The following is a 24151-nucleotide window of genomic DNA, read 5'->3' as shown; positions in this document are numbered from 1 at the left end:
GCGTCTGTCCCCCTAGAGTCACTTCACGCGGCGCTTCATCTGGTTGGCGCCCTCGCCGGGCATAATGCGGCGCGCGTCGTAGACGGACGGCACCCGGCTCACGGTGGCGAGAAGGGCGTCGAGCAGGCTCGCGTCCGAGATTGCCACGAGGAAGCGCAGGCGCGCCACGCCCGAGGAGCTCGTCTGCGTGGCCGCAGAGAGGATGTTGGCACCGGCGTCCCCGATGGCCACGGTGATGTCCTTGAGCAGGCCCATGCGGTCCGTGGCCTCCACCACAATCTCCACCCGAAACTCCGTAGCGCCCGAGGTGTCCCACGCCACCTCGATCATGCGGCCGGGGTTGCGCTGGAGGTCGGCAACGTTGGGGCAGTTGGCGCGGTGCACGGAGACGCCGCGCCCACGCGTGATGAAGCCCACGATCTCGTCTCCCGCAACCGGGTTGCAGCAGTGCGCCAGGTGCACGAGAAGGTCCGGGTCTCCCTTCACCACCACGCCGCAGTTAGAGCGCTTGCGCTTGCCGCGCGCGGCCTGCGTGAGCGCATAGGACTTCATGACGGGCGTGCTGCCGCTCGCCATGGCACGCTCGTGCTCGGCGCGCCTCTCGGCCTCGGCCGCTGCGGCGGCCAGCTGCTCGGGCGAGCCCTCCTCGAGAATCTCGCCGATGCGGTTGGCCGCCTGCTTCACAGAGACCTTGCCCGTATGGATGCTCGCAAAGAGGTCGTCCGGCCCGCGCAGCTCAAAGCTCTCGCACACGCGCTCGATGGCCTTCACGGTGCGGCGCGTCGATATGCCATAGCCGCGCTTGCGCAGCTCGTGGGCAAGCTCGGTACGCCCGGCCTCGGCGTCGTCGTTTCTGTTCTGCGTGGAGAAGAACTTGCGGATCTTGGCGCGCGTGGAGGGCATGGCAACGAGGCTCATCCAGTCGCGGCTCGGCTTGGCGTTCTTGTTGGTGAGAATCTCCACGCGGTCGCCCATGTTGAGCTTGTAGGACAGCGGCACCACCGAGCCGTTGACCTTGGCGCCCACGCAGTGGTTGCCCACCTCGGTGTGGACGGCATAGGCAAAGTCGAGCGGGGTTGCGTCGCGACGCAGGCTCATGACCTCGCCCTTGGGCGTGAAGACAAAGATCTCGTGCTCGAAGAGATCCACGCGCAGGTTGTCGAGAAACTCGTGCGGGTCGTCGATGTCGTCCTCGGTGGCCCAGTCGAGGGTCTTGCGGATCCAGTTGATCGTGGAGTCGATGGCGCGGTCCTCGGCGCTCATGCGGCCGCGAGAGTTGCCCTCCTTCTTGTAGAGCCAGTGCGCGGCGATGCCGTACTCGGAGGCCTCGTGCATCTCGACCGTGCGAATCTGGATCTCTATGGGCTTGCCGTCGGGCCCCACCACCGTGGTGTGAAGGCTCTGGTAGAGGTTTGCCTTGGGCGTGGCGATGTAGTCCTTGAAGCGGCCGGGCAGCGGGTTCCACAGGGAGTGGACGGCGCCGAGCGCGGAATAGCAGTCCCCCACCGTCTGCGTGATCACGCGCAGAGCGATGAGGTCGTAGATGTCAGAGAACTCGCGCCCCTTGCGCGTCATCTTCTGGTAGATGCTCCAGAGGTGCTTGGGACGGCCCGTGATCTGGTAGTCCTTGAGGCCGGCGGCCTTGAGCTCGTCGTCGAGCGTCTTGATGGCGGCGTCCGTGTCGTCCTCGCGCTGCGCGCGGGAGTCCTGCACCATGCGCGCCACGCGCTGGTACTCCTCGGGCTCAAGCCAGAAGAAGGCCAGGTCCTCGAGCTCCCACTTGATTGACGAGATGCCTAGGCGATCGGCCAGCGGCGCGTAGACGTCCATGGTCTCGCGCGCCTTGAAGACGCGGCGGTCAGGCGGCAGCGCCGCGAGGGTGCGCATGTTGTGCAGGCGGTCGGCGAGCTTAATGATGACCACGCGGATGTCACGGCTCATGGCGAGAAACATCTTGCGGAGGTTCCAGGCCTGCTTGGCGTCCATCGAGCTCACCTGGATGGAGGTGAGCTTGGTCACGCCGTCCACGAGGTCGGCCACCGTGGGGCCAAAGAGCTGCGCCAGCTCGTCCTTGGTCGCGGGGGTGTCCTCCACCGTGTCGTGCAGGAGCGCCGCGCAGATGGTGTCCTCATCCATGCGCAGGTCGTGCGCGAGGATGAGGGCAACCTCAACGGGATGGTTGACATAGGGCTCGCCGGAGCGGCGGCGCTGGTCGCGATGGTAGTCCGCGGCAAAGCGATACGCACGGTCGACCTTCTCGCGGCCCTCCTCGTCGAGATACGCCTCGCAGGCGGACTGGAGCAGCCGGTAGTTGGCGGCACCGGGCACCTGCTTCTTGGGCTTGGCAGCCGGCTGCGCGGCCTGCGGCAGTGCCTCGCTCGTGGCGCTCTTCTCGGGTTCGCTCATTGCTGCTCCTTCCCCTCTCGCACGATGATACCGAAGTTCGGCGTTATGGGGCGGTTGAGCCGGGCGAGAAGGTCCTCGGCGCTCATGCTGAGCGCCCAGCGGCAGAACTCGGCAAACGCCTCCTGGAGGTGAAGCCCCTCGAGGTAGCAGGCAGAGCTCGTGAGCTCCATGCGTGCCGGGGAGGGGGCCATCTCGATGCGCCGGCCGTCCCCAAAGCCCGTCACCGAGCAAAAGCCGAGCTCTGAGAAGACCGAGAGGCCCGCGGAGACCTCACGGGAGTCGAGCCTCCCGCGCGGGTCAACCGCGCGCGACGCCTCCACGAGCGCGTCGTCATCCAGCGAGACGAGCCCGCCCGTGCGGGCGAGCGAGCTCAGCGTGCGGTAGAGCGTGACGAGGTGGTCGCGCTCGGGGGCGGCGGAGGCGAGGATGCGCTCCCCCGCGCGGACGTCGCGCGCACCAAAGAGCAGGTGCACCGTCGCGGGCATGCCATCGCGGCCGGCGCGCCCGCTCATCTGGTTGAACTCAACCTGCCCGAGGGGCAGGCCGTAGAGGACCACGTGGCGGATGCCGGGGAGGTTCACGCCCTCGCCAAAGGCGCTCGTGGAGACGATGCAGCAGAGCTCGCCCCCGCGGAAGGAGCGCTCGACCCTGCCGCGCGTCGCGCGCGAGAGACCTGCGTGGTAGAAGGCGATGCGCGCTGCGAGCTCGGGCACGCGATGGCGCAGCGTCCGCACGAGCGAGACGGCCTGGTCGCGCGAGCTCACGTACACCACGCTCTTCTCGCCGCGCGCGACTATCGAGACGAGGGCGGCCTCGCGGTCGCGCAGGTCGCGCTCGTCGTCGAGCAGGAGGTTCTCGCGGCAGGCGTCGTCCACCACCACGTCGGCGTGGTCGATGGAGAGCAGCCGGCAGATGCCGTCCGCCACATCCGGGGCGGCCGTTGCCGTGACGGCGAGCGCCACGGGGTTGCCCAGGTCAGCCAGGACGGCGGGGAGCTCGAGGTAGGCGGCGCGGGCGTGCGGTCCCGCCGAGCCCGCGTGATGCGCCTCGTCCACCACCACAAACTCCACGCGCCCGGACTGCGCAAAGAGCGCGCGGTGGATGGCGAGAAACTCGGGCGTGGTGAGGATCACGTCCGCCTCCCCCGCGCAAAGCGCCGAGAAGATCCTCTCGCGCTCCGGGGAGGTGGTCTCACCGGTGAGGACCTCAACGCAGACGCCCACTTCGGCAAGCGCCTCGCGCAGGTGGAAGGCCTGGTCGGCAACAAGCGCGCGCAGCGGGTAGACAAAGACGCTCGCGCGCCCGTGCGCTATGGCCTCGCGGGCGGCGTGCAGGTGGAAGACGAGGGACTTGCCGCGACCCGTGGCCATGACGGCAAGGCAGGACCTCCCGGCGGCAAGGCGCTCGAGCGCCGCCGCCTGCGCGGGGAGAAGGGCGCTCTCCCCTATCATCTGACGGCGCAGCGCGTCGGTGAGCTCGTCGTAGGAGAGGCGCGCGAGCTCGGCGCGGCGAGCGCGGGCAGGCTCCACGGCGTCGTCCTCGGCGACGGGGGCCATGGGCCTCTCGGCGTCCCGCTCGAGCTCGTCTGCAGTCGTGGCGAGCGCGTCGGGCGCGTCGGGCGCATCTCGGATGATGACGTCCTTGACCATGAGCTTGGGCTTGGTGCGGCCCTGCCAGGTCTCGTTGAGTGCCTCAAAGACCACGTCGACGGCGCCGTCCCACTCAACGGCGCGCGCGGGGTCCGGAGCGCGGAACATGATGGCGGGAACGGAGCTCACGCCATCGGTGGCAACAAAGCGCAGGTGAGAGGCATCGGCTCCCACGAGTGCGCGGTTGCGCATCGTCACGCCGCATGCCGCGAGGAGCGGGCGCTTGTTGCCCTGGCCAAAGGGCTGGAGCCGCTCGAGCGAGTCAATCGACTCAACGCTGAGCTCCCCAAGGGAGACGATGGCGGCAACCTCGCCCGTGTCCTCAAACTGTTCGGCGGGGAGCTCGTCCAGGACCGCGCCGAGCCGCGCGCGGAACTCGGCGAGACGCGCGGCCTCGCAGGTCACGCCCACCGCCCCGGAGTGCCCGCCAAAGCGCACGAGCACGTCCGAGCAGCGCTCGACGGCACGGAAGAGGTCGACGGAGCCCACGGAGCGACCGGAGCCGCGCGCGATGCCGTCGGCGATGGTGAACACGATGGCGGGCACGTGGTACTGGTTCACCAGGCGCGAGGCGACGATGCCCTTGACGCCCTCGTGCCACCCCTCCCCGCCCACAACGACGACGCGCTCCCCGTGGTAGGTGCGGCGCGCCTCCTCGAGCGCGGCCTCGGACAGGGCCGCCTCGGTCTCACGGCGCTCGGTGTTGACGGCGTCGAGCCTGCCGGCCAGCACGGCCGCCTCGGCTGGGTCGTCTGTGAGGAGCAGCTCGAGCGCAACGTCGGTCGAGCCCATGCGGCCCGCCGCGTTGAGGCGCGGGATGATCGAGAAGGGCAGCCCGTCGGCCGTAATCTGGGCGAGGTCAACCCCCGCGGTTGCCGCGAGGGCAACGAGGCCGGGGCGCGTGCAGTGGCGCATGCGCTCGAGGCCCTCGGTGACGAGCGCGCGGTTCTCGCTCGTGAGCTGCATCATGTCCGAGAGCGTGCCGAGGGCGGCAATGTCAACGTAGTCGCGCCAGAGCTCCGGGGCGCCCAGGCGCCGACCGAGCTCGCAGACGAGCTTGAGGGCAACGCCCGCACCGGCGAGCTCGCGCGAGGGGCAGTCCTCGGAGAGCTTGGGGTCCGTCACAGGAACGCCCGTGGGCACGAGGTCCGAGGGCTCGTGGTGATCTGTCACCACCACGTCGACGCCCTGGGACACGAGCCACTCGACCTCGCGCGCGGAGGCAATGCCGTTGTCCACGGTCACCGTCAGGCGCGGGGCGCACTCTGCAAAGACGCGCTGGAGCGCCTCCCGGGAGAGCCCGTAGCCCTCCCCAAAGCGACGCGGGATGAAGGGGTGGACGTCGGCGCCCAGGCGGCGCAGCGCGAGCGTGAGCAGGCAGGCCGAGGTCATGCCGTCAACGTCAAAGTCGCCAAAGACCGCGATCGTCTCGTGGCGCTCGAGGGCCTCCTTCACGCGGGAGACGGCGGCGTCCATGCCGGGGATGCAGAGCGGGTCCCCCCAGTCGCGCTCGAGCGAGGGGGAGAGGAATGCGCGGGCATCCTCGGGGGACGCGTGACCGCGGGCAACGAGCACACGCGCGACGAGCGGCGATATGCCAAGCTCCGCGACGAGCCGCCGCTCCGCCTCCGGGCTGGAGGGCAGGACGTTCCACCGCCGGCTCTGCGCTAGGCCCGCCATGACGCGGCCCTCCCGGCGTGGGTTGATACGGTCAGGCTCCCGACGGCAGCCGCCGGGGGCAGGTTCTTCTCGTTTGTCATACTGCGTCTCTCACGAGGGTGGGCGCCACGGGCGCCCGGCTGTTTATCGAGAGAGATTCTACCAGAGGGGGCGGACAAACTCCTCCAGCGAGCCCGAGCGGCGCCGCGAGCGCGTGATGCCGCATCGGATGCCGAGAAAACCCAGGGGCTGCACCACATCTTGGAAGACGCGCCGAGAAAACCGGGGGGCTGTGCCACGCCCCGGCCTTCCCTGCCGAGCAAAGGGACCCTCTGTACCAGCTGCGCCGAGAAATGCCGCGCTCTGTACCACGCCGCAGGCCAGCATGCCGAGAAGAGCCGTCCTCTGTACCGTCGCGGCACCCGCGCCCGTGAGGCCCTTGGTACAGAGTCGGGTTTTTCTCGCCGCGTTTTCCGGATCGTGGTACAGAGACGGGGTTTTCTCGGCACTGAAGGAGTCGCGCGGCTACCAGTCCTGCGCTGCGGGCGACGCCATCCAGTCGTCCACGAAGGCGCCGTAGGTTCCCGCCGCCACGGACTCGCGGATGCGCCTCATGAGGTCGAGGAGGTAGAAGATGTTGTGCTGCGAGATGAGGATGGAGCCGAGCATCTCCTTCTGGCGCACGAGGTGGTGCAGGTACGCGCGCGAGAAGCCCCCGGTGCAGGTGGGGCAGGAGCACGCCGGGTCGAGCGGGCCGTGGTCGTGCGCAAAGCGGGCGTGACGGAAGTTGAGGCGCCCTTCGCTGGAGAAGGCGCTGCCGGTGCGCGCCGTGCGCGTGGGCAGCACGCAGTCGAACATGTCAACGCCGCAGGCGACGGCGCGCACGAGCGTGGTGGGGTTGCCCACGCCCATGAGGTAGCGCGGCTTGGTGCGCGGCATGTGCTCGGAGACGAGCGGCGCGAGGGACTCGAACATCGTGTCGTGGTCCTCACCCACCGAGTAGCCGCCGATGCCGTAGCCGGGAAAGTCGCCGATCTCCTCGAGGTGACGCAGGCTCCGCAGGCGCAGGTCGAGGTGCATGCCTCCCTGCACGATGCCAAAGAGTGCCTGGTCGGGACGCGTGTGCGCCGCATAGCAGCGCTCTGCCCACATGCTGGAGAGCTCAACGGAGCGCTCCACCTTGCGGCGCGTGGCCGGGTAGCCCACGCACTGGTCGAGCTGCATCACGATGTCCGCGCCGAGCTTCTGCGCGATGTCCATGTTGTCCTCGGGCGTCCACGTGACCCAGCGGCCGTCGTAGTCAACCGCGCGGAAGCGCACGCCGTCGTTGGAGAGCTTGCAGAACTCCTCATGAGAGAAGACCTGGAAGCCACCGGAGTCCGTGAGGATGGGGTGACGCCAGCCCATGAAGTCGTGCAGGCCGCCCATCTCGGCAATGAGGTCCGCCCCGGGGCGCATGGAGAGGTGATAGGTGTTGGCGAGCAGGATCTTGGTGCCGATCTGCTCGAGCGAGGACGGGAGCAGGCCCTTCACCGTGGCCTTGGTGCCCACCGGCATGAAGATCGGCGTGGGCACGTCCCCGTGGGGGGTGTGCAGCACGCCCGTGCGCGCGTGAGTGGCGGGGTCCTCGGCGAGGATGTCATAGGTGAAGAGGCTCTGGTCCATGGGTCCTCGGTTTTCTCGCCCGGGCAGGCGGTTGGTGGGCTCGGGGTCACATCGTACACAAAAGACGGTGGCGCGGGGACGGGGGCAAGGTCCAAGGTCCCCCAGGTGTCCTAAAAACCGTACTTTTGCGTTTTGAGGGGTCCCCGGGCTCGCCGGAAGCACCCGGCCGAGAGGTTTGGGGTGGTTTTGGGCAAAAGGTTTTATGTTTGAGCCACGTGGAGGGCGCTCCGGGTGAGGCGCAGGCAACAAATGCGCAGGTAAGTCCTTCTCGGCTGATCGGTTTTATCGGGCTTGAGACGTTTTGCATCAAACATTTTGCCCAAAACCGGCCTAAGCGTCTGGGACCGGCGAGAAGGGCAACACGGCGAGAAGAACCCGGCGCCGAGAAGAGCCCCCACGCCACACAAAAAGCCCGACGCCGCGCGGGCGCCGGGCCAAACCATCGAGTGATGGAAGGTGTCCCTACGACTACTCGCCGAAGCCGGAGTCGATGAGGGCGATGAGGGCGTCCAGGGCCTCCTGCTCGTCGGCGCCGTCGCAGGCAACCTCAACCTTGGTGCCGGTGCCCAGGCCAGCGGCCAGGATCATCATGATGGACTTGGCGTTGACGGGAGCGGAGTCCTTGTCAACGTTCTTGATGGTGACGTTGCACTGGTACTTCTTGGCCTCGGTCACAAAGACGGAAGCGGGGCGCGCGTGAAGGCCGGTAGCGTTGATGATGCTCGTCTGCTTAGAAACCATGTCTGAAACTCCCTTTCCAGATTTCCCTGACAATCGGGGACATCTGTTCCCCCGATAACGCGTTATATCCTAGCAAACGAAGCGACAACTGGTGCCGTCGTTCTCGGCAAGGATGCAAAGATGGGCGCTCAGCGGAATTTTTTGGGGGCCGAGCGAGCTGTTGGGGCACAATGGAGAGGAGTACGCCGATGGGGCGCGCGGCGCCTCTTGAGAGGAGACCACCATGGCAGACGAGCGCGACGAGCAGAGGGACACCGACAAGAGCGGGCTGAACGATGCACAGGACGCGCTGCGCAAGGCCACGAGTGGTGCCGCCTCCACGCTGAGGAGCGGCATCTCCGCCGTGAGGGACGTCTACGCTGCCTCGCGCCGCCACGGGGAGGCCCGCGCCACGCTGCGCGACATGACCGAGAGGCTCCAGGGCGACGAGGAGACTCTCGCCCGCCGAGACGAGCTTGAGGCAAACTACGAGCAGATCGTTGCCGAGCAGAGCGGCATCGTGGAGCGGACCAACGAGGAGCTCGAGAGGCAGCAGAGAAAGATCGAGCAGCTCGAAGCCGAGGCGGCGGAGTTCGACGAGCGCCTTGCCAAGATGCGCGACAACCACGAGCAGGAGCTTCGCCCCTACAAGCGCATGGCCGAGGCCGCGCGCGAGCGCCTGGACGAGGCAAACCGCGCCGTAGGCGAGGCAAAGCGCGCAGTCAAGACCGCCGAGGGCCAGGTCAAGGATGCCTCCGAGCGCCGCGAGCAGAGCATTTCCTCGGCAAACCGCGCCGTGGACTCCTCCCAGGCACGCCTGCGCAAGGTTCAGGACGAGCTGGCCCGCGCGCGCACCAACGGCGCCGCGCAGGACGTGCTCCGCCAGCTGCAGGGCGAGGTGACCGCCGAGCTTGCCCACGTGGACGCGGCGCGCGCCGAGGTGGGCGTTGCCACCAAGGACGCCCAGGCAGCCGTGGACGCGGCGCAGACGCACCTCTGGACGCAGAGGCAGTCCCTCGAGAGCGCCCAGCGCGAGGCAGACGCGGCAAAGCGCGAGCACGAGTCCAAGAAGGGCGAGTACGAGGACCTTCTCTCCAAGGCCCAGGCCGAGGAGAAGGCGCTGGACGAGCAGATCTCCCAGCGCAAGGAGGCCGCTGACGAGGCAAAGGCCGCATACGACGAGGCTGCCGAGAAGCACGACGACGCCCAGGCCCTTCTCGACGAGACCGAGGGCGTTCACGCCACGCCCGAGGAGACGGAGCGCCTGAGGGCGAGCATCGCCAGCCAGCGCCGCGCGGTTGAGACGCAGCAGGCCGAGGTTGAGAGCCTCGCCGAGGGCGAGCGCACGCTGCGCGCGCAGACGCGTGGGTCCAGGCTCGCGCTTCTCGGCGCGGCCGTTGTCGTCGTGGTTGTCGTCGTGCTCGTCCTGGTGCTCGTGTTCGCGCCGCGCTGAGCCCCGCCCGCCTACTCGATGAACATCGCGTCGCCGAAGGAGAGGAAGCGGTAGCGCTCCTCAATCGCGGCCTGGTAGGCGGCCATGATCTGGTCGCGCGTGGCAAAGGCCGAGACGAGCATCATGAGCGTGGAGCGCGGCACGTGGAAGTTGGTGATCATGGCGTCAACCACGTGGAAATCGGAGCCCGGCATGAGGTAGAGGTTCGTGGTGGCGTTCTCGCGAGCCACGATGTCGCCGGTACCGGCCGTGCCCTCAAAGCGGCGCGCGGCAACCGGCGGCTCGCTCGGCGCAGCGCCCTCCTCCCACGCGCTCTCGAGCGAGCGCACCGAGGTGGTCCCCACGGCAATCACGCGGTGCCCCGCCGCCTTGGTGGCGTGCACGGCGTCGACGACCTCCTGGCTCACGTGGTAGCGCTCGGTGTGCATGACGTGCTGGGTGGGGTCGTCCTCCGTGACCAGGCGGAACGTGTCGATACCCACCTCAAGCTCAACGGTTGCCCAGCCCACGCCCTTCTCGCGAATCCGCTCGATGAGCTCGGGCGTGAAGTGCAGGCCGGCCGTAGGCGCCGCCGCGGAGTGCTCCTCGGTCATGGCGTAGACGGTCTGGTACTTCTCGGGGTCGCCCTCGTACTGGGTGATGTAGGGCGGCAGCGGCACGTGGCCCGCCGCGTGGATGGCCTCGTCAAGGGTTCGCGGCGCACCGTTTGCACCCTCCCCCACCGGCGAGAAGCGCACGAGGCGCCCGCCCTTGCTGCCCTCGACGAAGTCCACGATCTCTCCCGTGAGCACCACCGGAGCCGACTCCGGCGCGTGCAGGCCGCCGGCGCGGTACTCGATCACGGTTCCCGGCTGGCGCAGGCGTTTGCCGGGGTTGACCAGACACTCCCACACGCCCCCAAGCGAATCCACGTCCTCGCGGCGCTTGAGCAGCAGCGTCTCGCACACGCCGCCCGTGCCGCGCTTGCGGCCGACGAGGCGCGCCGGCATGACGCGGGTCTGGTTGGCCACGAGCAGGTCGCCGGGCTCGAGGTACTCGAGAATGTCCGTGAAGCGGCGGTGCTCCACGGAGCCGTCCTCGCGGTGCAGCACGAGCAGGCGGCAGGAGTCGCGCGGCTCGGCCGGGGCCTGGGCGATGAGCTCGTCGGGCAGCGGATAGTCAAAATCATCGGTGCGCATGGGGGTCCTTTCGGCTGTTTTCCAGCGCACTACGATACCACCGGCCGGTCACTACGTCTCCCGCGGGCTCAGCGCTCGCTTCGCTCGCTGCGCGAAGTCGCCCGCCGGGAGACGTGGCGACCGGTCTGCGACAGCGCGGCGAGAAGGTCCGTCGCGAGTTCCGCAGCCGCGCTCTTTGCGGCGAGGACTGTCTGAGCGCCGGACCTTCTCGCCGCGCGGACGGCTCGATGCCCTTCTCGCCTAGTGCCACATGCCCTTGCGCTTGAAGATCCACGCGGCAACCAGGCAGCCTGCCGCGGCCAGAAGCAGCGGGAACGCCCAGTTGTCGAGCAGCGGCACCCCGTCAAAGGGCAGGTCCACGTTCATGCCGTAGAAGCCAAAGATAATGTTGGGGATGGCCATGACGATCGTGATGACGGAGAGGACCTTCATCACGATGTTGAGGTTGTTGGAGATGATGCTCGCAAAGGCGTCCATGGTGCCGGAGAGCGTGCCGGCGTAGATGTTTGCCATCTCGATGGCCTGGTGGATCTCAACGAGCACGTCCTCCAGCAGGTCCTGGTCGTCCTCGTAGAGCGGGATGATGCGGCCCTGCATGATCTTGTTGAGCGTCACCTCGTCGGACTTGAGCGAGGTGGAGAAGTACACGAGGGACTTCTCGAGCTTGAGCATCTGGATGAGCTCCTCGTTTCGCACGGATGCGTGAAGGCGCGCCTCGGTGTTGGACGAGAGGCGATCAATGCGTCGCAGGTAGACGAGGTAGAGCTGCGAAATGTGCAGCAGCATCTGCAGCAGGAAGCGCGTGCGATAGCGGGTGTCCACGCCACGGACTCGACCGTCCTTGAGGTCGCGCACCACCTCGTTCTCCCTGATGGAGATTGTCACAAAGAGGCTCTTCTCGGGGAGAAAGACCATGGTGAGCGGCATGGTGTCGTACTGGAGCGGCAGGGAGGCGCGCACGCCGGTGCCCTCCTCGTCCACGACGGGATAGTCCACGATGACGAAGATCTGGTGCGCGTCGTCATCGTAGTCGATGCGCGAGGTCTCCTCCTCGTCGAGGGCGGAGCGCACGAACTCCGGCAGGACGCCGAGCTCGCCCTCGAGCCACGCGCGCTCCTCGGAGGACGGCGCAACAACGTTGACCCAGCACCCCGGACTGGGGGTCTCCACGCTCTCCATGGTTCCATTTGCACCGGTCAGCAGGCACTCGATCATCTTCCACCATCCTTTGCGCTCTCGTGGTCCCGTTGGGCCCCATCACGGTAGCCCAAACGGCCGAGAAGGTCGGCGAGACGTTCCCGGCCTTGTCAAATCCTTACATGTAAAAGCAACCTGAAAGCAGTCACGCGCCCCGTTTTGACTGCTTGCGGGCGTCGCGGGCGTTGTGGCGCTCGATGGCGGCCTCGGCGGCGGAGAAGCGGCACCCGCAGTAGTTCTGACGGTACATCCCCAGCTCGCGGGACTCGCGCGTGGCCTCGGGGTAGAACGGGCGGAAGTCGCGCCACACGGGGGTCAGTCCATAGCGCGGCGCCACGGAGCGCAGAATCTCCCCGCAGGCATCAAAGAGCTGGTACGGGGAAACAGCGAGCGTCGTGGACACATACTCAAAGCCCCGCTCGCGACCAACGCGGCAGGCCTCTGCCAGTCGCAGCGCGTAGCAGGCCCGGCAGCGACGCTCCCGGTCAAAGCCCGCGGGCGCCGCGGCGCGCTCCCAGACCGCGCGGTCGTCCCCCGCCACGATCACGTCCACGTGCGCCACGTCGGCAGCCCAGGCGCGCAGCGTGTCAAGGCGACGCTGCCACTCGGCAACGGGCTGGATGTTGGGGTTGGTCCAGCAGATTGTGGGCTCAAAGCCCTCCTCGCGCAGCAGCCTCACCGGCTCGAGCGAGCACGGGCCGCAGCAGGCATGTAGGAGCAGTGGTTTCACGCAAATCCCATCACATCGTTGTGTTTGAGCCAAGTCTTGGAGGTTCTTCAGAGGGCGGACCGGTTGTGTGTCAGTTTTGAGGGGGAGGCAGAGTATGAACGGATTTCACGCCACAAAGCCGCAGGTAGACAATTGCGATCTATCAGGTAGTACTTAGGGTACCTTCTCAAAACCACACACAACATCATCAGGCCCCCTCAAAGACATCGGAAAGCAGGGCAATTCCCGTCTCCGTGTCCACGACATGCGTGCAGCGCGGCTCGTTAAGCGCGGCCGCGCTCATCAGCAGGTCCCCCGCACAGCCGGAGAGATGCACCCCGGCGAGAAGAACCGCGAGCACAGGGCACCCAAACGCAAGAGCACCCGCCGCCAGTGCCGCCGTCACCAGCACCGCCGGCGCAAGCAGCACCGCAACCATGTGCCCTCGTGCGGCAACCGCCCCGTCAGTCTTGGTGTAGAGGAAGGCGTCCTGAAAGCCAAAGCTCACACGGCATCCCGGGCAGAGCAGCTTGAACGCCGCCCCGTGAACGAGCTCGTGGGCGGGAAGCGCCACGACGACGCCCAGCGCAAGGGCAACCCACCACCACCCCACGTCAACGTGCTCGAGCGCGCCGCAGACGGCAAGAAGCGCGGCCGCAGCCAACGTCACCACAAGAAACGCCAGCGAGAGACGGGTGACCCGCAGCTGCACGTCCTTGTCGCCAAGAATGTCTATGTCAGTTATCTTTTGCATGTGGTCATGGTACCCCATACCGATAAGTGCCAAAATAGAACAGCTGAAACCGTCCCGTAAGGAGCGTCCATGCCCGAGAATCGCCCGAGCTTTCCCAAGCGCGCCGTCATCACCGGCGGCATGCCCTACGGCAACAAGAACCTGCACTTTGGCCACATTGGCGGCGTCTTTGTGCCCGCCGACTTCTTTGCGCGGTTCCTCCGCGACCGCATTGGGCCCGAGAACGTGCTCTTTGTCTCCGGAACGGACTGCTACGGCTCCCCCATCGCCGAGGGCTTTCGCAAGAAGGTCGAGAACGAGGGCTACACAGGCACGATCGAGGACTACGTGCGCGCCAACCACGACGCGCAGAAGGCCGCGCTTGACGCCTACGGCATCTCGCTCGACCTCTTTGCCGGATCTGGCCTGGAGCCCGCGCGCAACGTCCACGCCCGCCTCACCGACGAGCTGATCCGCCGCCTCCACGAGCGTGGCTACCTGCACCGCCGCACCACGCGCCAGTTCTATGACGTGGAGGCCGGCACCTTCCTCAACGGTCGCCAGGTCCAGGGCCGCTGCCCCGTGCGCGGCTGCAAGTCCGAGAAGGCCTACGCAGACGAGTGCGACCTCGGCCACCAGTTTGACCCCGAGGAGCTCATCGCGCCCGTCTCGCAGCTCACCGGCACCACGCCCGAGCTGCGCCCGGTTGACAACTGGTACTTCGACCTGCCGGCCTTCCGGGAGGAGCTCGAGCGCCTCATGGACGAGTGGGACGTTGACCCGCAGGTGCGCGCCGTGGTCACCAAGACCGTGCGCGAGAGCCTCGTCGATCCCGTGATCTACGTCCAGACCAAGTTCCGCGAGGCCTACGACGCCGTTGCGGACAAGCTCCCCGAGCACACGCTCACGGAGGCAGAGAAGGGCCAGCAGTCCTTCTCGCTCACGTTCTCTGGCTGGGAGGCGCGCGACGATGCCCGCGAGGTCCTCGATGCCGCGGGCGTGCGCTTCCGCACGGGCAAGTGCCTGCTGCCGCTGCGCATCACCGGCAACATCGAGTGGGGCGTTCCCGCGCCCGAGCTTGAGGGAAGCTCCGGCCTCACGGTATGGGTGTGGCCGGAGAGCCTGTGGGCGCCCATCTCCTTCACGCAGACGGCGCTGGGCCTCGCCGAGGAGGGCCGCTACTCCAGCCGCGACTGGCACGACTGGTGGTGCTCGGAGGACGCGCGCGTCTACCAGTTCATTGGCCAGGACAACATCTACTTCTACTGCGTGGCGCAGCCGGCGCTCTGGGAGGCGCTGGGCTGGGGCCTCACGCAGGACGTCCCCGTGGCCAACTACCACATCCTGTTCATGAACAAGAAGGCCTCGAGCTCCGGCAAGATCGCGCCGCCCATGGCCGCCGAGCTGCTGGAGCACTACACCCCCGAGCAGCTGCGCGCGCACTGGCTCTCGCTGGGCCTGGACCAGAAGGCCGTCTCCTTCAACCCCAAGGCGTTTGACACCTCCGTCAGCCACAAGGACAAGAAGACCGGCGAGGACGTGCTCGTACGCGACGACCCGCGCGTGGTTGACCCCGCCCTCAAGGAGAGCGCCTTCCTCACCAACATCTTCAACCGCCTGGCGCGCTCGTGCTTCTACGGCGCCGCCAACGTGTGCGACGCGCACCTGCCCGTTGCCGCACCCTCGGCCGAGGCCGTGGAGGCCGCGCGCGAGGCGGTGCTCGAGTTTGAGCGCCTGGCACACGGCTTTGACGCCCACGGCGCGCTTGGCGTGGCGGAGGAGTTTGCCCGCGCGGCCAACAAGCGCTGGGACGACGCCTCCAAGGCCGCCAAGGGCGACGACGCCGCCTACGAGGCCGCCCTTGCCGACGCCTTTGTGGCGCTGCGCACGACGGCGCTGCTCATGCACCCCGCCGTGCCCGCGGGCTGCGAGAAGATCTGCGAGCACATGGGCTTCTCGCCCGACGTCTTCTTCTCGTGGGAGCACGCCTTCGAGGGGCCTGTCGAGCTGGCGGCGGCCTGTGGCGAGACGCCCGAGCAGCACGCCATCGTGCCGCTGCCGCCGCGCTTTGACTTCTTCGAGAAGCACCCGTCGCAGGTCAAGGGTAAGTAGCTCGCCCGAGCCCAGTCCCGGTCGCCCCGCAGGCCCGTAGGCCCGCGGGGCGATTGCGTGCAACAACCTTGCCGCCAGAAGGCGACCTGTGACAGCCCGAGGTCCTTATCGATCTCAAGTGAGTTTTAAAAGGGCGACGCGCCGCAGACCCAAATCCGGATTTGAGCAAACGCTGCGCCCAAATCTTGGAATTGAGTGCCAGTGGCGTCGCGGGGGCCGAGAAATTAGGGCTCGGACACGACTGTCCTTCTCGCCAGCTGGGCTTTTGTCGCCGAGAAGGACCTCGGCTTGAGGCGCTGACGCTCAAATCCAGCATTTGAGCGCGTCGTTTGCTCAAATCCGGATTTGAGTCGGAGAATTCGATGTCCTGCGCCGCCGCCACGAGTCAGGCACGCGCGCCCGGCGCGCGGCTATGATGGAGACACTGCCGCCTCGAGGATGGAGAAGCGCCATGCCAGTTGAGTTCCCGCCCGTGCACGTACCGCGTCCGTACGCGCTGCCGCAGACGCCGCTCGCGGCGCGCGTGGAGTGCCCGATGCCGGACGGCGCCACCATTGTGGCGTGGACGTACGCTCCCGCGGGTGTGACCGACGCGCCGGGCACGCCCTACGGCATAAACCTCGCGGTCCCGCCCGTGCTCATGCTGCACGGCAACGGCGAGGAGCACGGCATCTTTGGCCCCGTGATCGACGCGGTGTGCTCGAGCGGCCGCTCCGTCATCGCCGTTGACTCGCGCGCCCAGGGCGCCTCCACGCGCGGCAGCGCGCCGCTCACCTACGAGCTCATGGCGGCCGACGCCATCGAGGTCTGCGCGCGCCTGGGCGTCTCGCTCGTCCACGTGCTGGGCTTCTCTGACGGCGGCATCCTGGGGCTTCTCCTCGCGCGAGACTGGGGAGCGCACGTGCTCTCCCTCACGGCCCTTGGCGCCAACCTCACGCCCGCGGGGCTCCCGAAGGAGGACACGGACTGGATGGCCTTTGCCGCCGCCGAGAACCGCCGCTGGGCCGAGGAGGGCTACGAGGGCGCCGCGCTCGAGGACGGGACGCCGGTGCCCTCCCCCGCCGAGTCCGCCCGCATCGCCGAGCTCCTGCAGCTCATGGTTGACAACCCCCAGATCGAGGCCTCGTCGCTTGCGGGCATTGACTGCCCCGTCACGGTGATGGTCGGCGAGTTCGACGAGATCCTGCCCGAGGAGACCAACCGCATCGTGGCCGCCATTCCCGGCGCGATCAAGGTGGTGGAGCCCGGGATCGACCACAACCTCCCCAAGATGGCGCCCGCCGCCGTAGCGCGCGAGCTTCTGGCCTGCGTGGCGAGAAATGACGAGTGCCATGAGGAACGCCCCATCGAGCCCCCGTCTGACCTGGCGTTTTGCCGCATCCCGGTCTCCGGGCTTTGGGCCGAGAAGCTCGACGGGCTGTACCGCCGCGTGGACGCCGAGCCCGGCACCTCAGGGTGGGTTCAGGACGTGTGGCCGCCCGCGGGACGGGTGGCGGAGCTGCTTGCCGCCGGCTCGTACTGGGGCGTGTTCGAGGCCGACGCGGTGCGCGACGGTCGCCCCGCGGACGATGCCGCGCTCCTGGGCGCCGTGGCCGTAGACGGAAACGCCGACGTGGGCAACGGGCGCGCGCCCGGCCACGGCACCGGACTTGGCGGGCCCAGCTGGAAGCGCTGCGCAAAGAAGGACGTGGCGAGCTGGCACCTTCTGGCCGTCGACCCCGCGGCGCGCGGGCGTCACGTGGCGGACGCGCTTCTTGCCGCGGGAATCCAGGCGGCGCGCGAGCTGGGGGCAAAGGCGGTGCGCATCAGTTCGAGCACCGCAAACGTGCCCGCCAACGCGCTCTATGCGAGCCGCGGCTTCACGCGCTACCGCCCCATTTGGCTCCCCTACCCGGGGCTGCCGCTCCCCGGCTGGTCCAACCTCTGGGAGCTTGAGGTCTAGGGGGCGCAGGTTCTTCTCGCCGCGCGGTCCTTCTTGCCGTGAAACCGCGGCTGGCCTGCACGCTTTAGGAAGTTTTGCGCTGACAGTGGTCCGCGCGCTTCTCGTTATGCCGTTTTCCAAGCCTTTTGGCAGGTTTTGGGCAAAAGGTTTTATATTGCTCCCTGACGAAGTCGCTCGGAGATCGCAGGTTTGCGCCACAAGACACGTTTCTCACGGGTTTTGGGCAACACTTTTGATATCCAGGGCCCCTTCGGGCGCAAGCCCATCAAATATTTTGCCCAAAACTCGGAGAAAGTGCCGGAACAGGGAACCGAGAAGTACGGGCGGCGCGCGGACGGTTTCTGCCGGAAAACCGTCCGATTGTCGCCCGCAGCCCGCAGCCCGCTCCCTACTGCTTGGGGAACGTCACCGTGATCGTGGTTCCCTCGCCCACACGGCTGTCCAGGCGGATGTCCGCGCCGTGGTAGGTGGCCGCATGCTTGACGATGGCAAGGCCCAGGCCCGTGCCGCCCATGTCGCGGCTGCGGCCCTTGTCCACGCGATAGAAGCGCTCGAAGACCTTGCCCTGCGCCTCCTCCGGAATGCCGATGCCCGTGTCGCTCACGCGCAGGCAGGGCCGCCCTCCCTGAGGCAGCACCCAGACAAAGACCTTCCCGCCAGGCTTGTTGTAGCGGATGGCGTTCTCGATGAGGTTGCTCACGAGCTCGTCGAGCAGGCGCGCGTTGCCCATGAGGAGCGTGGAGACGCCAGAGAGCGAGATGGTGACGTCATACTTCTGCCGCGCGCGGACCCGCAGGCGCTCAACCGCGTCACCCGCCACCGACAGAAGGTCCACGCGCTCCGCCACGCCAAAGACCTCGCGGTCTCCCGAGCGCTCGGACTCGTCGAGGCGCGAGAGCGTGAGGATGTCGCTCACCAGCAGCGAGAGGCGGTGGGCGTCCCTGTAGATGCGCCCCGCAAAGTTCTTGACGTCCTCGGGCCGCGCGATGCCGTCGCGGATGAGCTCCGCGGCACCCTGGATGGAGGCGATGGGCGTCTTGAGCTCGTGCGTCACGTTTGCCGTGAAGTCGCGGCGCATGTCCGCCGCGTCCTGGATCGCGTTCATGCGCTGGACGAGCTCCTTGTGCTGCTCGTTCAGACGGCTCACCAGCGGGTCGAGCTCCTCGTAGGGGGCAACGCCGTCACCTGAGGCGGGATCGATCGCGAGGATGGGCCGCACAAAGCGCTGGGAAAGTCGGCGCGAGATGAGCCAGCTCACGGCAACCACCACCACGGCAAGCCCGGCGAGAACGACAAAGTCCTGCATGAGGAAGGTGACCACGCTCGCACGGTCAACGGAGAGGCGGATGACCTCGCCATCCTCCAGACGCACTGCCTCGTAGAGGCTCACGTAGCCGGCCGTTTCACTCGGACGGTCGGAGGACCCCGAGCCCGTTGCCAGCGCGTCGATCACCTCGGGACGGTCGGCGTGGTTCTCCATCGTGGACGCGTCCGCCAGGCCGTCGTAGGTGACGGTTCCGTCGGCGGCTATAAGGGTCACGCGCGTTTCGTCAAAATCAAGCAGGGAGAGCAGCGTCGCATCGTCGTCGGTGAGGTTCAGAAGCGAGGCCACGGTGCGGCACTCCCCCGCCAGCTGCTCGCGCTCGTCCTCGAGAAACGCCGACTGATAGAGGAGCGACGCGGCGGCCGTCACCACAATGGCAACGACCGCGCACGCCGCAACAAGAGCGAGAAAGACGCGCCGTGAGAGCGAACCCTTTGCACCCGGCTCCCTGACCAATCAGCCTCCTCAAAACCTGACAAACTACCCTGTCACCTTTGTCATGAAATCACGTGTTAGCCGCGGACGCGGTAGCCAACGCCGCGGACGGTCTCGATAAGGTCCGAGGAGTCGCCGAGCTTGGCGCGGATCTGCTGGACGTGAACGTCCACGGTGCGCGAGCCGCCGTCAAAGTCCCAGCCCCAGACGCGCTGGAGCAGCGTCTCGCGCGAGAAGACCACGCCAGGCGAGCGCATGAGAAACTCGAGCAGGTCAAACTCGCGCATCGTGAGCTGGACCTCGCGCCCGTCCACGGTGACCTCGCGGCGGTCGGGCCAGAGGGTCACGTCGCCGGCGACCAGCGCCACGGGCTCGTCGCCGGTGGCGGAGGCACGGCCGGCACGGCGCAGCAGGGCACGGGTGCGGCTCACCATCTCCATCATGCCAAAGGGCTTGGCGAGGTAGTCGTCCGCACCGGAGTCGAGCGCCTTCACGGTATCGAGCTCGGTGTCCTTTGCGGTGAGCATCATGACGGGCACGTTCTCCATGCCCGGCGTCCTTCTCAGCCGAGCGAGGATCTCAAGGCCGTCTGTGTCCGGCAGCATGATGTCAAGAAGGACGGCGTCGGGCTTGCGCTCGGCACAGGCACGGCGAAACTCGGCGTCGTCAGCACAGCCACGGGCGTCGATGCCGCCCTGGCCAAGCGCGTAGACCGTGAGCTCGCGGATGTTCTTGTCATCCTCGACGTAGTAGACCACGTCGCACTCCCTCTCAATCATGGTGACTGGACAAATCTTACTACGAGCGCCTACTCCTCGGAGCCGAGCTGAACCAGACGCTGGCTCTCCTTCTCGGCAACGGTGTGCTCTCCGGTCGCGCGGAAGACCGCCCACGCGGCGATGCGCTTGGCAAGGTCTCCCATGCGCTCAAAGTACTTGGCAACCATGAGGAGCTCGGGCAGGTACTGCGCGGAGGACTTGCCGTCGCGGATGAGGCCCACGAGCTTCTCCTCGGCCTCGGCATAGAGGTCATTCACCGCGGTGTCGGCCTCCATGACCTGCTGGGCCATCTCCACGTCGGTGGTGCAGAAGGCGTCGACGGCCTTGTTGACCATGTTGGCCGCATACGCGGAGAGCGTCGTGAACTCCTTCTCGAGCTTCTTGGCCGCCTTGGCGGGAATCTCCTCGGCGAGGAAGACCGCGTCGCGCGTCATGGAATCAATGTGGGAAAGGTCGCTCACCATGCGGAAGGAGCCGGTAACAAAGCGCAGGTCAACGCCGATGAGCGGCTGCTGGAGCAGCATGATGTCAAGGCAGGTGTTCTCAATCGCGGAGCGCAGGCGGTCCTCCGCCTTGCGGCCCTCCATGACGCCCTCGGCGGCGCCCTTGTCGCCGGTCACGGCAAGACCGGCGGCGCGAACGTCCGCCACGGTCTTCTCGCCAAAGCGGCGGACAAGGCCCTCGACCTCGTTGAGCTGGTCGGTGAACTTGGTGCGGGTGCTGATGACCATTAGCTGAACCTCCCTGAGAGATACTCTTGCGTGCGCTGCTGGGTGGGGTTGGCAAAAAGGTCGCGCGTGGGACCCTCCTCGATGAGCTCACCCAAGTAGAAGAAGGCGGTCTTGTCCGCCACGCGTGCGGCCTGCTGCATGTTGTGGGTCACGACGACCACGGTGTGGTCGGTGGCAAGCTCGCTCATGAGCTGCTCCACCATGCTCGTGGAGATGGGGTCGAGCGCCGAGGTGGGCTCGTCCATGAGCAGGATGTCCGGGTCGGTGGCAAGGGCGCGCGCGATGCAGAGGCGCTGCTGCTGGCCGCCGGAGAGGCCCAGTCCGCTCTTGTTGAGGTCGTCCTTGACCTCGTCCCAGAGGGCCGCGCGGGTAAGGCAGCGCTCGCAGATCTCGTCGCCCTCGGACTTGGAGATGCGGCGCTGGCGCTTGGGCCCGTAGAGGATGTTCTCGCGGATGCTCATTGGGAACGGGTTGGGGTGCTGGAAGACCATGCCCACGTAGACGCGCAGCGCGTTGGAGTCCATCTGGAAGATGTCCTTGCCGCCAAACTCGATCGTGCCCTCGGTCTTCACGGACTCCACGAAGTCGCACATGCGGTTGAAGGTGCGCAGCAGCGTGGACTTGCCGCAGCCCGACGGTCCGATGAAGGCCGTGGCGCGGTTCTTGGGAATCTCCAGGTTGACGCCCTTGAGGGCCTGGAAGTCCCCGTACCAGAGGTTGAAGTCGCGCACGGTGATGGCCGTCTCCACGCCGCTTATGCTGCGATGGGCGTTTTGGGTGTTATCTGTTTCCATGGTGCCTCCCATCAGCCAAAGCGGCCCGTAAGGTAGTCGACCAGGCGCTGGTCGTGCGGATCGGAGAAGATCTGCTGCGTGGAGCCCGTCTCCACCATGTCGCCCACGTAGAAGAAGGCGGTGCGGTCCGAGACGCGCGTGGCCTGCTCCATGTTGTGCGTGACGATGATCTCGCAGATGCCCGTCGAGGCAATGTCGCGGATGGTCTCCTCGATAGCAAAGGTGGAGATGGGGTCGAGCGCGGAGCAGGGCTCGTCAAAGAGGACCACGTCCGGCTTCATGGCAAGCGTGCGCGCGATACAGAGGCGCTGCTGCTGGCCGCCCGAGAGCGCGTGCGCGGACTGGCGCAGCTTGTCCTTGACCTCGTCCCAGAGCGCCGCCTGCCTGAGCGACGTCTCCACGAGCTCGTCCTCCTCCTCGCGCGACTTCACGCGACCGTGCTTCTTGGGCGCAAAGAGGATGTTCTCGCGGATGGACTTGCGGAAGGGCGTGGGCTGCTGGAAGACCATGCCGATGGACTTGCGCAGCTCAAAGAGGTTCTCCTTGGGCGTGTTGATGTTGTGCCCGTGATAGAGGATCTCTCCGCCGATGGAGCAGCGAGGAATCTCGCGGTTCATGAGGTTGAGGCAGCGCAGGAACGTGGACTTGCCACAGCCGGACGGTCCGATGAGAGCCGTGACCTGCCCCTTATCAAAGGTGAGCGAAGTCTTGTGCAGGGCCTCGTGCGTAAGGTCATAGGTGACGGTCACGTCATGCGTGGTGAGCAGCGAGGCGCTCTTCTTACCTGCGACCATGGCCTGGGTGGTGGTGTCTGTCATTCTGCGGTCAGCCTCCTCGAGAGGAGCTTGCCGAGCAGGCGGGCAAGCAGGTTGAACAGGAGCACGCAGGCAAGAAGGACCGTCGCGGTGCCCCAGACGATCTCCGTGGAGCCGGCCGTGGGCTCGGAGGTGAGTCGCCAGATGTAAACGGCGAGCGAGCAGGCCGGGCGGAAGATGTTGAAGGGGTTGGTGGGGCTCAGGAAGTTCACCGACGCAAAGTTGAGGCGCGCGGGCGCGGAGCCGGCGGTGAAGATGAGCGCGGCGGCCTCACCAAAGACGCGGCCTGCGGAGAGCACGATGCCGGTCACGATGGCGGGCATGGCGGCGGGGAGAAGGACGTTGATCGTGGTCTCCCAGCGCGTGAGGCCCATGGCGAGCGCGGCGTCGCGCTGGCTGCGTGGGACGTCCTCGAGCGCCTGCTGGATGGTACGGACCAGGATGGGGATGTTGAACATCGTGAGCGCGCACGCGCCGGCGAGGATGGAGATGCCCCAGCCCAGCGTCACCACAAAGAAGAGCGAGCCGAACATGCCCACCACGATCGAGGGAAGCGAGGAGAGCGTCTCGATGGCGGTCTTGGCCGCGGAGGTGACCCAGTTGTCCGGCGCGTACTCAACGAGGAAGATGGCCGCGCCCAGCGAGATGGGCACCGAGATGACGAGCGTCACGATCAGCATGTAGAAGGAGTCCCACAGCTGGTAGATGATGCCGGGTACCGCCTCGTCGTTATACGGGTTGGTGAGGAACCCGGGCGTGAGCGCGCGACCGGCGCCACGGACGAGGATGTAGGCGATGATCGCCACGACGAGCAGCATGACCAGGCCCACGATGACGGTGAGGACGCCCGTTGCGACCTTGTCCTGGGAGTTGATCCGCCTGACGTGCTCGTCCAGGGAGAGCGCGCGACTGTTCTCGCTAGCCATTGGCCTTTGCCCCCTTCCTGCCGATGAGGTGGATGATCATGATGAAGACGAGCGACATGACGAGAAGGATCAGACCGAGCGACCACAGCGCGTGGTAGTAGACCGAGCCGGAGACCGCGTTGGAGAGGCCGGCCGTGAGCGCCGCCGTGAGCGTGGAGGCCGGGTCGAGAAGGCCCATGGGCATCGAGCGCTCAACGCCGCCGATGACCATCTGGACGGCGAGCGTCTCGCCGAAGGCGCGGGTCATGCCCAGGATGACGGCCGTCATGAGCGAGGGCAGGGCGCTCTTGAGCACCACGTGCCAGACCGTCTGCCAACGCGTGCAGCCCAGGGCATAGGAGCCCTCGCGGTACTGGTTGGGCACGGCGCGCAGCGCGTCCATCGAGAGCGTGGTGATCGTCGGCAAGATCATGATGGCGAGCACGATCGAGCCGGAGAGGATGCCGGCGCCGGTGGGCGCGGCATCGCCGAAGATCGCCTTCACGAACGTGTTGACCACGTAGAGGCCCAGGACGCCGTAGACAACTGACGGGATGCCCACGAGAAGCTCGATGAACGGCTGGAAGACGCGGCGGCCAAACGAGGGCGCCACCTCCACGACAAAGATCGCGGAGCCGATGGCGATGGGCAGGGCAAAGAGGGTGGAGAGCAGCGTGACGGCAAAGGAGCCCACGATCATGGGCAGCGCGCCGTAGCGTTCCTGCTCGGGAATCCAGTTCTGGCCGAAGAAGAAGTCGATTGGGTTCAGGCCGTCAACGAAGAACGTGGTGAGGCCCTGCTGGGCCACCATGAAGATGAGCGTGATCACGACGAGCGCGACGAGCGCGACGCAGAAGCCCGTGATTCCCAAGCCGATGTTCTCGAGCCTCCGCTTGGGCATGAGGTTTGCCATATGGAGGAGCCTTTCTCGTCAAGAGTACGGCG

The 24151-nt window shown here is 67.0% G+C and carries 18 protein-coding genes; 3 read left to right on the top strand and 15 right to left on the bottom strand.

Going from position 1 to position 24151, the window contains the following annotated elements; all coding sequences use genetic code 11:
- Positions 1-18 precede the first annotated feature (18 nt).
- The 4 genes from QUW25_RS05775 to QUW25_RS05760 form a co-directional block, all read right to left on the bottom strand.
- Positions 19-2406, bottom strand: coding sequence for a RelA/SpoT family protein (locus QUW25_RS05775; protein WP_289511269.1), 2388 nt, complete (start codon positions 2404-2406; stop codon positions 19-21).
- On the bottom strand, positions 2403-5735 hold the full coding sequence (gene recJ, locus QUW25_RS05770; RefSeq protein ID WP_289511268.1) for a single-stranded-DNA-specific exonuclease RecJ: 3333 nt from the start codon (positions 5733-5735) through the stop codon (positions 2403-2405). Before recJ ends, QUW25_RS05775 begins: the two co-directional genes overlap by 4 nt.
- A gap of 504 nt (positions 5736-6239) precedes the next feature.
- Positions 6240-7379: a tRNA guanosine(34) transglycosylase Tgt gene (gene tgt / locus QUW25_RS05765; protein ID WP_289511267.1), complete on the bottom strand. Its 1140-nt coding sequence runs from the start codon at positions 7377-7379 to the stop codon at positions 6240-6242.
- 468 nt (positions 7380-7847) lie between these two features.
- Positions 7848-8120, bottom strand: coding sequence for an HPr family phosphocarrier protein (locus QUW25_RS05760; protein ID WP_075280393.1), 273 nt, complete (start codon positions 8118-8120; stop codon positions 7848-7850).
- A gap of 223 nt (positions 8121-8343) precedes the next feature.
- Here QUW25_RS05760 and QUW25_RS05755 point away from each other — a divergent pair, with 223 nt between their 5' ends.
- Positions 8344-9552, top strand: a complete 1209-nt coding sequence (locus tag QUW25_RS05755) for a hypothetical protein (RefSeq protein ID WP_289511266.1) — start codon at positions 8344-8346, stop codon at positions 9550-9552.
- Positions 9553-9563: 11 nt separating this feature from the next.
- Here QUW25_RS05755 and queA read toward each other — a convergent pair whose 3' ends face one another.
- The 4 genes from queA to QUW25_RS05735 form a co-directional block, all read right to left on the bottom strand.
- Complete coding sequence (queA, locus tag QUW25_RS05750) at positions 9564-10730, bottom strand: tRNA preQ1(34) S-adenosylmethionine ribosyltransferase-isomerase QueA (protein ID WP_289511265.1); 1167 nt, start codon at positions 10728-10730, stop codon at positions 9564-9566.
- 240 nt (positions 10731-10970) lie between these two features.
- A complete protein-coding gene (locus tag QUW25_RS05745) occupies positions 10971-11945 on the bottom strand; it encodes a magnesium transporter CorA family protein (protein WP_289511264.1) in 975 nt (324 codons plus the stop codon).
- A 127-nt stretch (positions 11946-12072) separates the two neighbouring features.
- Positions 12073-12657, bottom strand: a complete 585-nt coding sequence (locus QUW25_RS05740) for an epoxyqueuosine reductase QueH (RefSeq protein WP_289511263.1) — start codon at positions 12655-12657, stop codon at positions 12073-12075.
- Positions 12658-12844: 187 nt separating this feature from the next.
- The gene (locus tag QUW25_RS05735; RefSeq protein ID WP_289511262.1) at positions 12845-13390 is read right to left on the bottom strand and encodes a DUF3267 domain-containing protein; all 546 of its coding nucleotides are present in this window, start codon (positions 13388-13390) and stop codon (positions 12845-12847) included.
- A 69-nt stretch (positions 13391-13459) separates the two neighbouring features.
- On the opposite strand from QUW25_RS05735, the gene QUW25_RS05730 reads away from it, so the two are divergent.
- Together QUW25_RS05730 and QUW25_RS05725 are read left to right on the top strand one after the other, a co-directional pair.
- A complete protein-coding gene (locus QUW25_RS05730) occupies positions 13460-15481 on the top strand; it encodes a class I tRNA ligase family protein (RefSeq protein WP_289511261.1) in 2022 nt (673 codons plus the stop codon).
- A 451-nt stretch (positions 15482-15932) separates the two neighbouring features.
- The gene (locus QUW25_RS05725) at positions 15933-17423 is read left to right on the top strand and encodes an alpha/beta fold hydrolase (RefSeq protein ID WP_289511260.1); all 1491 of its coding nucleotides are present in this window, start codon (positions 15933-15935) and stop codon (positions 17421-17423) included.
- Positions 17424-17811: 388 nt separating this feature from the next.
- Here the strand turns inward: QUW25_RS05725 and QUW25_RS05720 are convergent, their stop codons facing one another.
- From QUW25_RS05720 to pstC, 7 genes are read right to left on the bottom strand one after another with little or no spacing between them, the layout of a single operon-like run.
- Positions 17812-19203: a sensor histidine kinase gene (locus QUW25_RS05720; protein WP_289511259.1), complete on the bottom strand. Its 1392-nt coding sequence runs from the start codon at positions 19201-19203 to the stop codon at positions 17812-17814.
- 56 nt (positions 19204-19259) lie between these two features.
- Positions 19260-19961 carry a response regulator transcription factor gene (locus QUW25_RS05715; RefSeq protein WP_289511258.1) on the bottom strand — a complete coding sequence of 234 codons (702 nt, stop codon included), beginning with the start codon at positions 19959-19961 and terminating at the stop codon, positions 19260-19262.
- Between the two features lie 29 nt (positions 19962-19990).
- The gene (locus tag QUW25_RS05710; RefSeq protein ID WP_289511257.1) at positions 19991-20692 is read right to left on the bottom strand and encodes a phosphate signaling complex PhoU family protein; all 702 of its coding nucleotides are present in this window, start codon (positions 20690-20692) and stop codon (positions 19991-19993) included.
- Entirely contained in the window at positions 20692-21486 is a 795-nt protein-coding gene (pstB, locus tag QUW25_RS05705) for a phosphate ABC transporter ATP-binding protein PstB (protein WP_289511256.1), read from the bottom strand. The genes QUW25_RS05710 and pstB overlap by 1 nt, the downstream gene beginning before the upstream one ends.
- An 11-nt stretch (positions 21487-21497) precedes the next feature.
- Positions 21498-22304, bottom strand: coding sequence for a phosphate ABC transporter ATP-binding protein (locus tag QUW25_RS05700; RefSeq protein ID WP_289511255.1), 807 nt, complete (start codon positions 22302-22304; stop codon positions 21498-21500).
- The gene (pstA, locus tag QUW25_RS05695; protein WP_289511254.1) at positions 22301-23227 is read right to left on the bottom strand and encodes a phosphate ABC transporter permease PstA; all 927 of its coding nucleotides are present in this window, start codon (positions 23225-23227) and stop codon (positions 22301-22303) included. Before pstA ends, QUW25_RS05700 begins: the two co-directional genes overlap by 4 nt.
- The gene (pstC, locus tag QUW25_RS05690; RefSeq protein ID WP_289511253.1) at positions 23220-24119 is read right to left on the bottom strand and encodes a phosphate ABC transporter permease subunit PstC; all 900 of its coding nucleotides are present in this window, start codon (positions 24117-24119) and stop codon (positions 23220-23222) included. Before pstC ends, pstA begins: the two co-directional genes overlap by 8 nt.
- Positions 24120-24151 lie beyond the last annotated feature (32 nt).

This window comes from Thermophilibacter provencensis (assembly GCF_030372065.1).
In the GTDB taxonomy this organism is placed as follows: Bacteria; Actinomycetota; Coriobacteriia; order Coriobacteriales; family Atopobiaceae; genus Thermophilibacter; species Thermophilibacter provencensis_A.
This window is presented reverse-complemented; position numbering and strand designations above follow the sequence as displayed.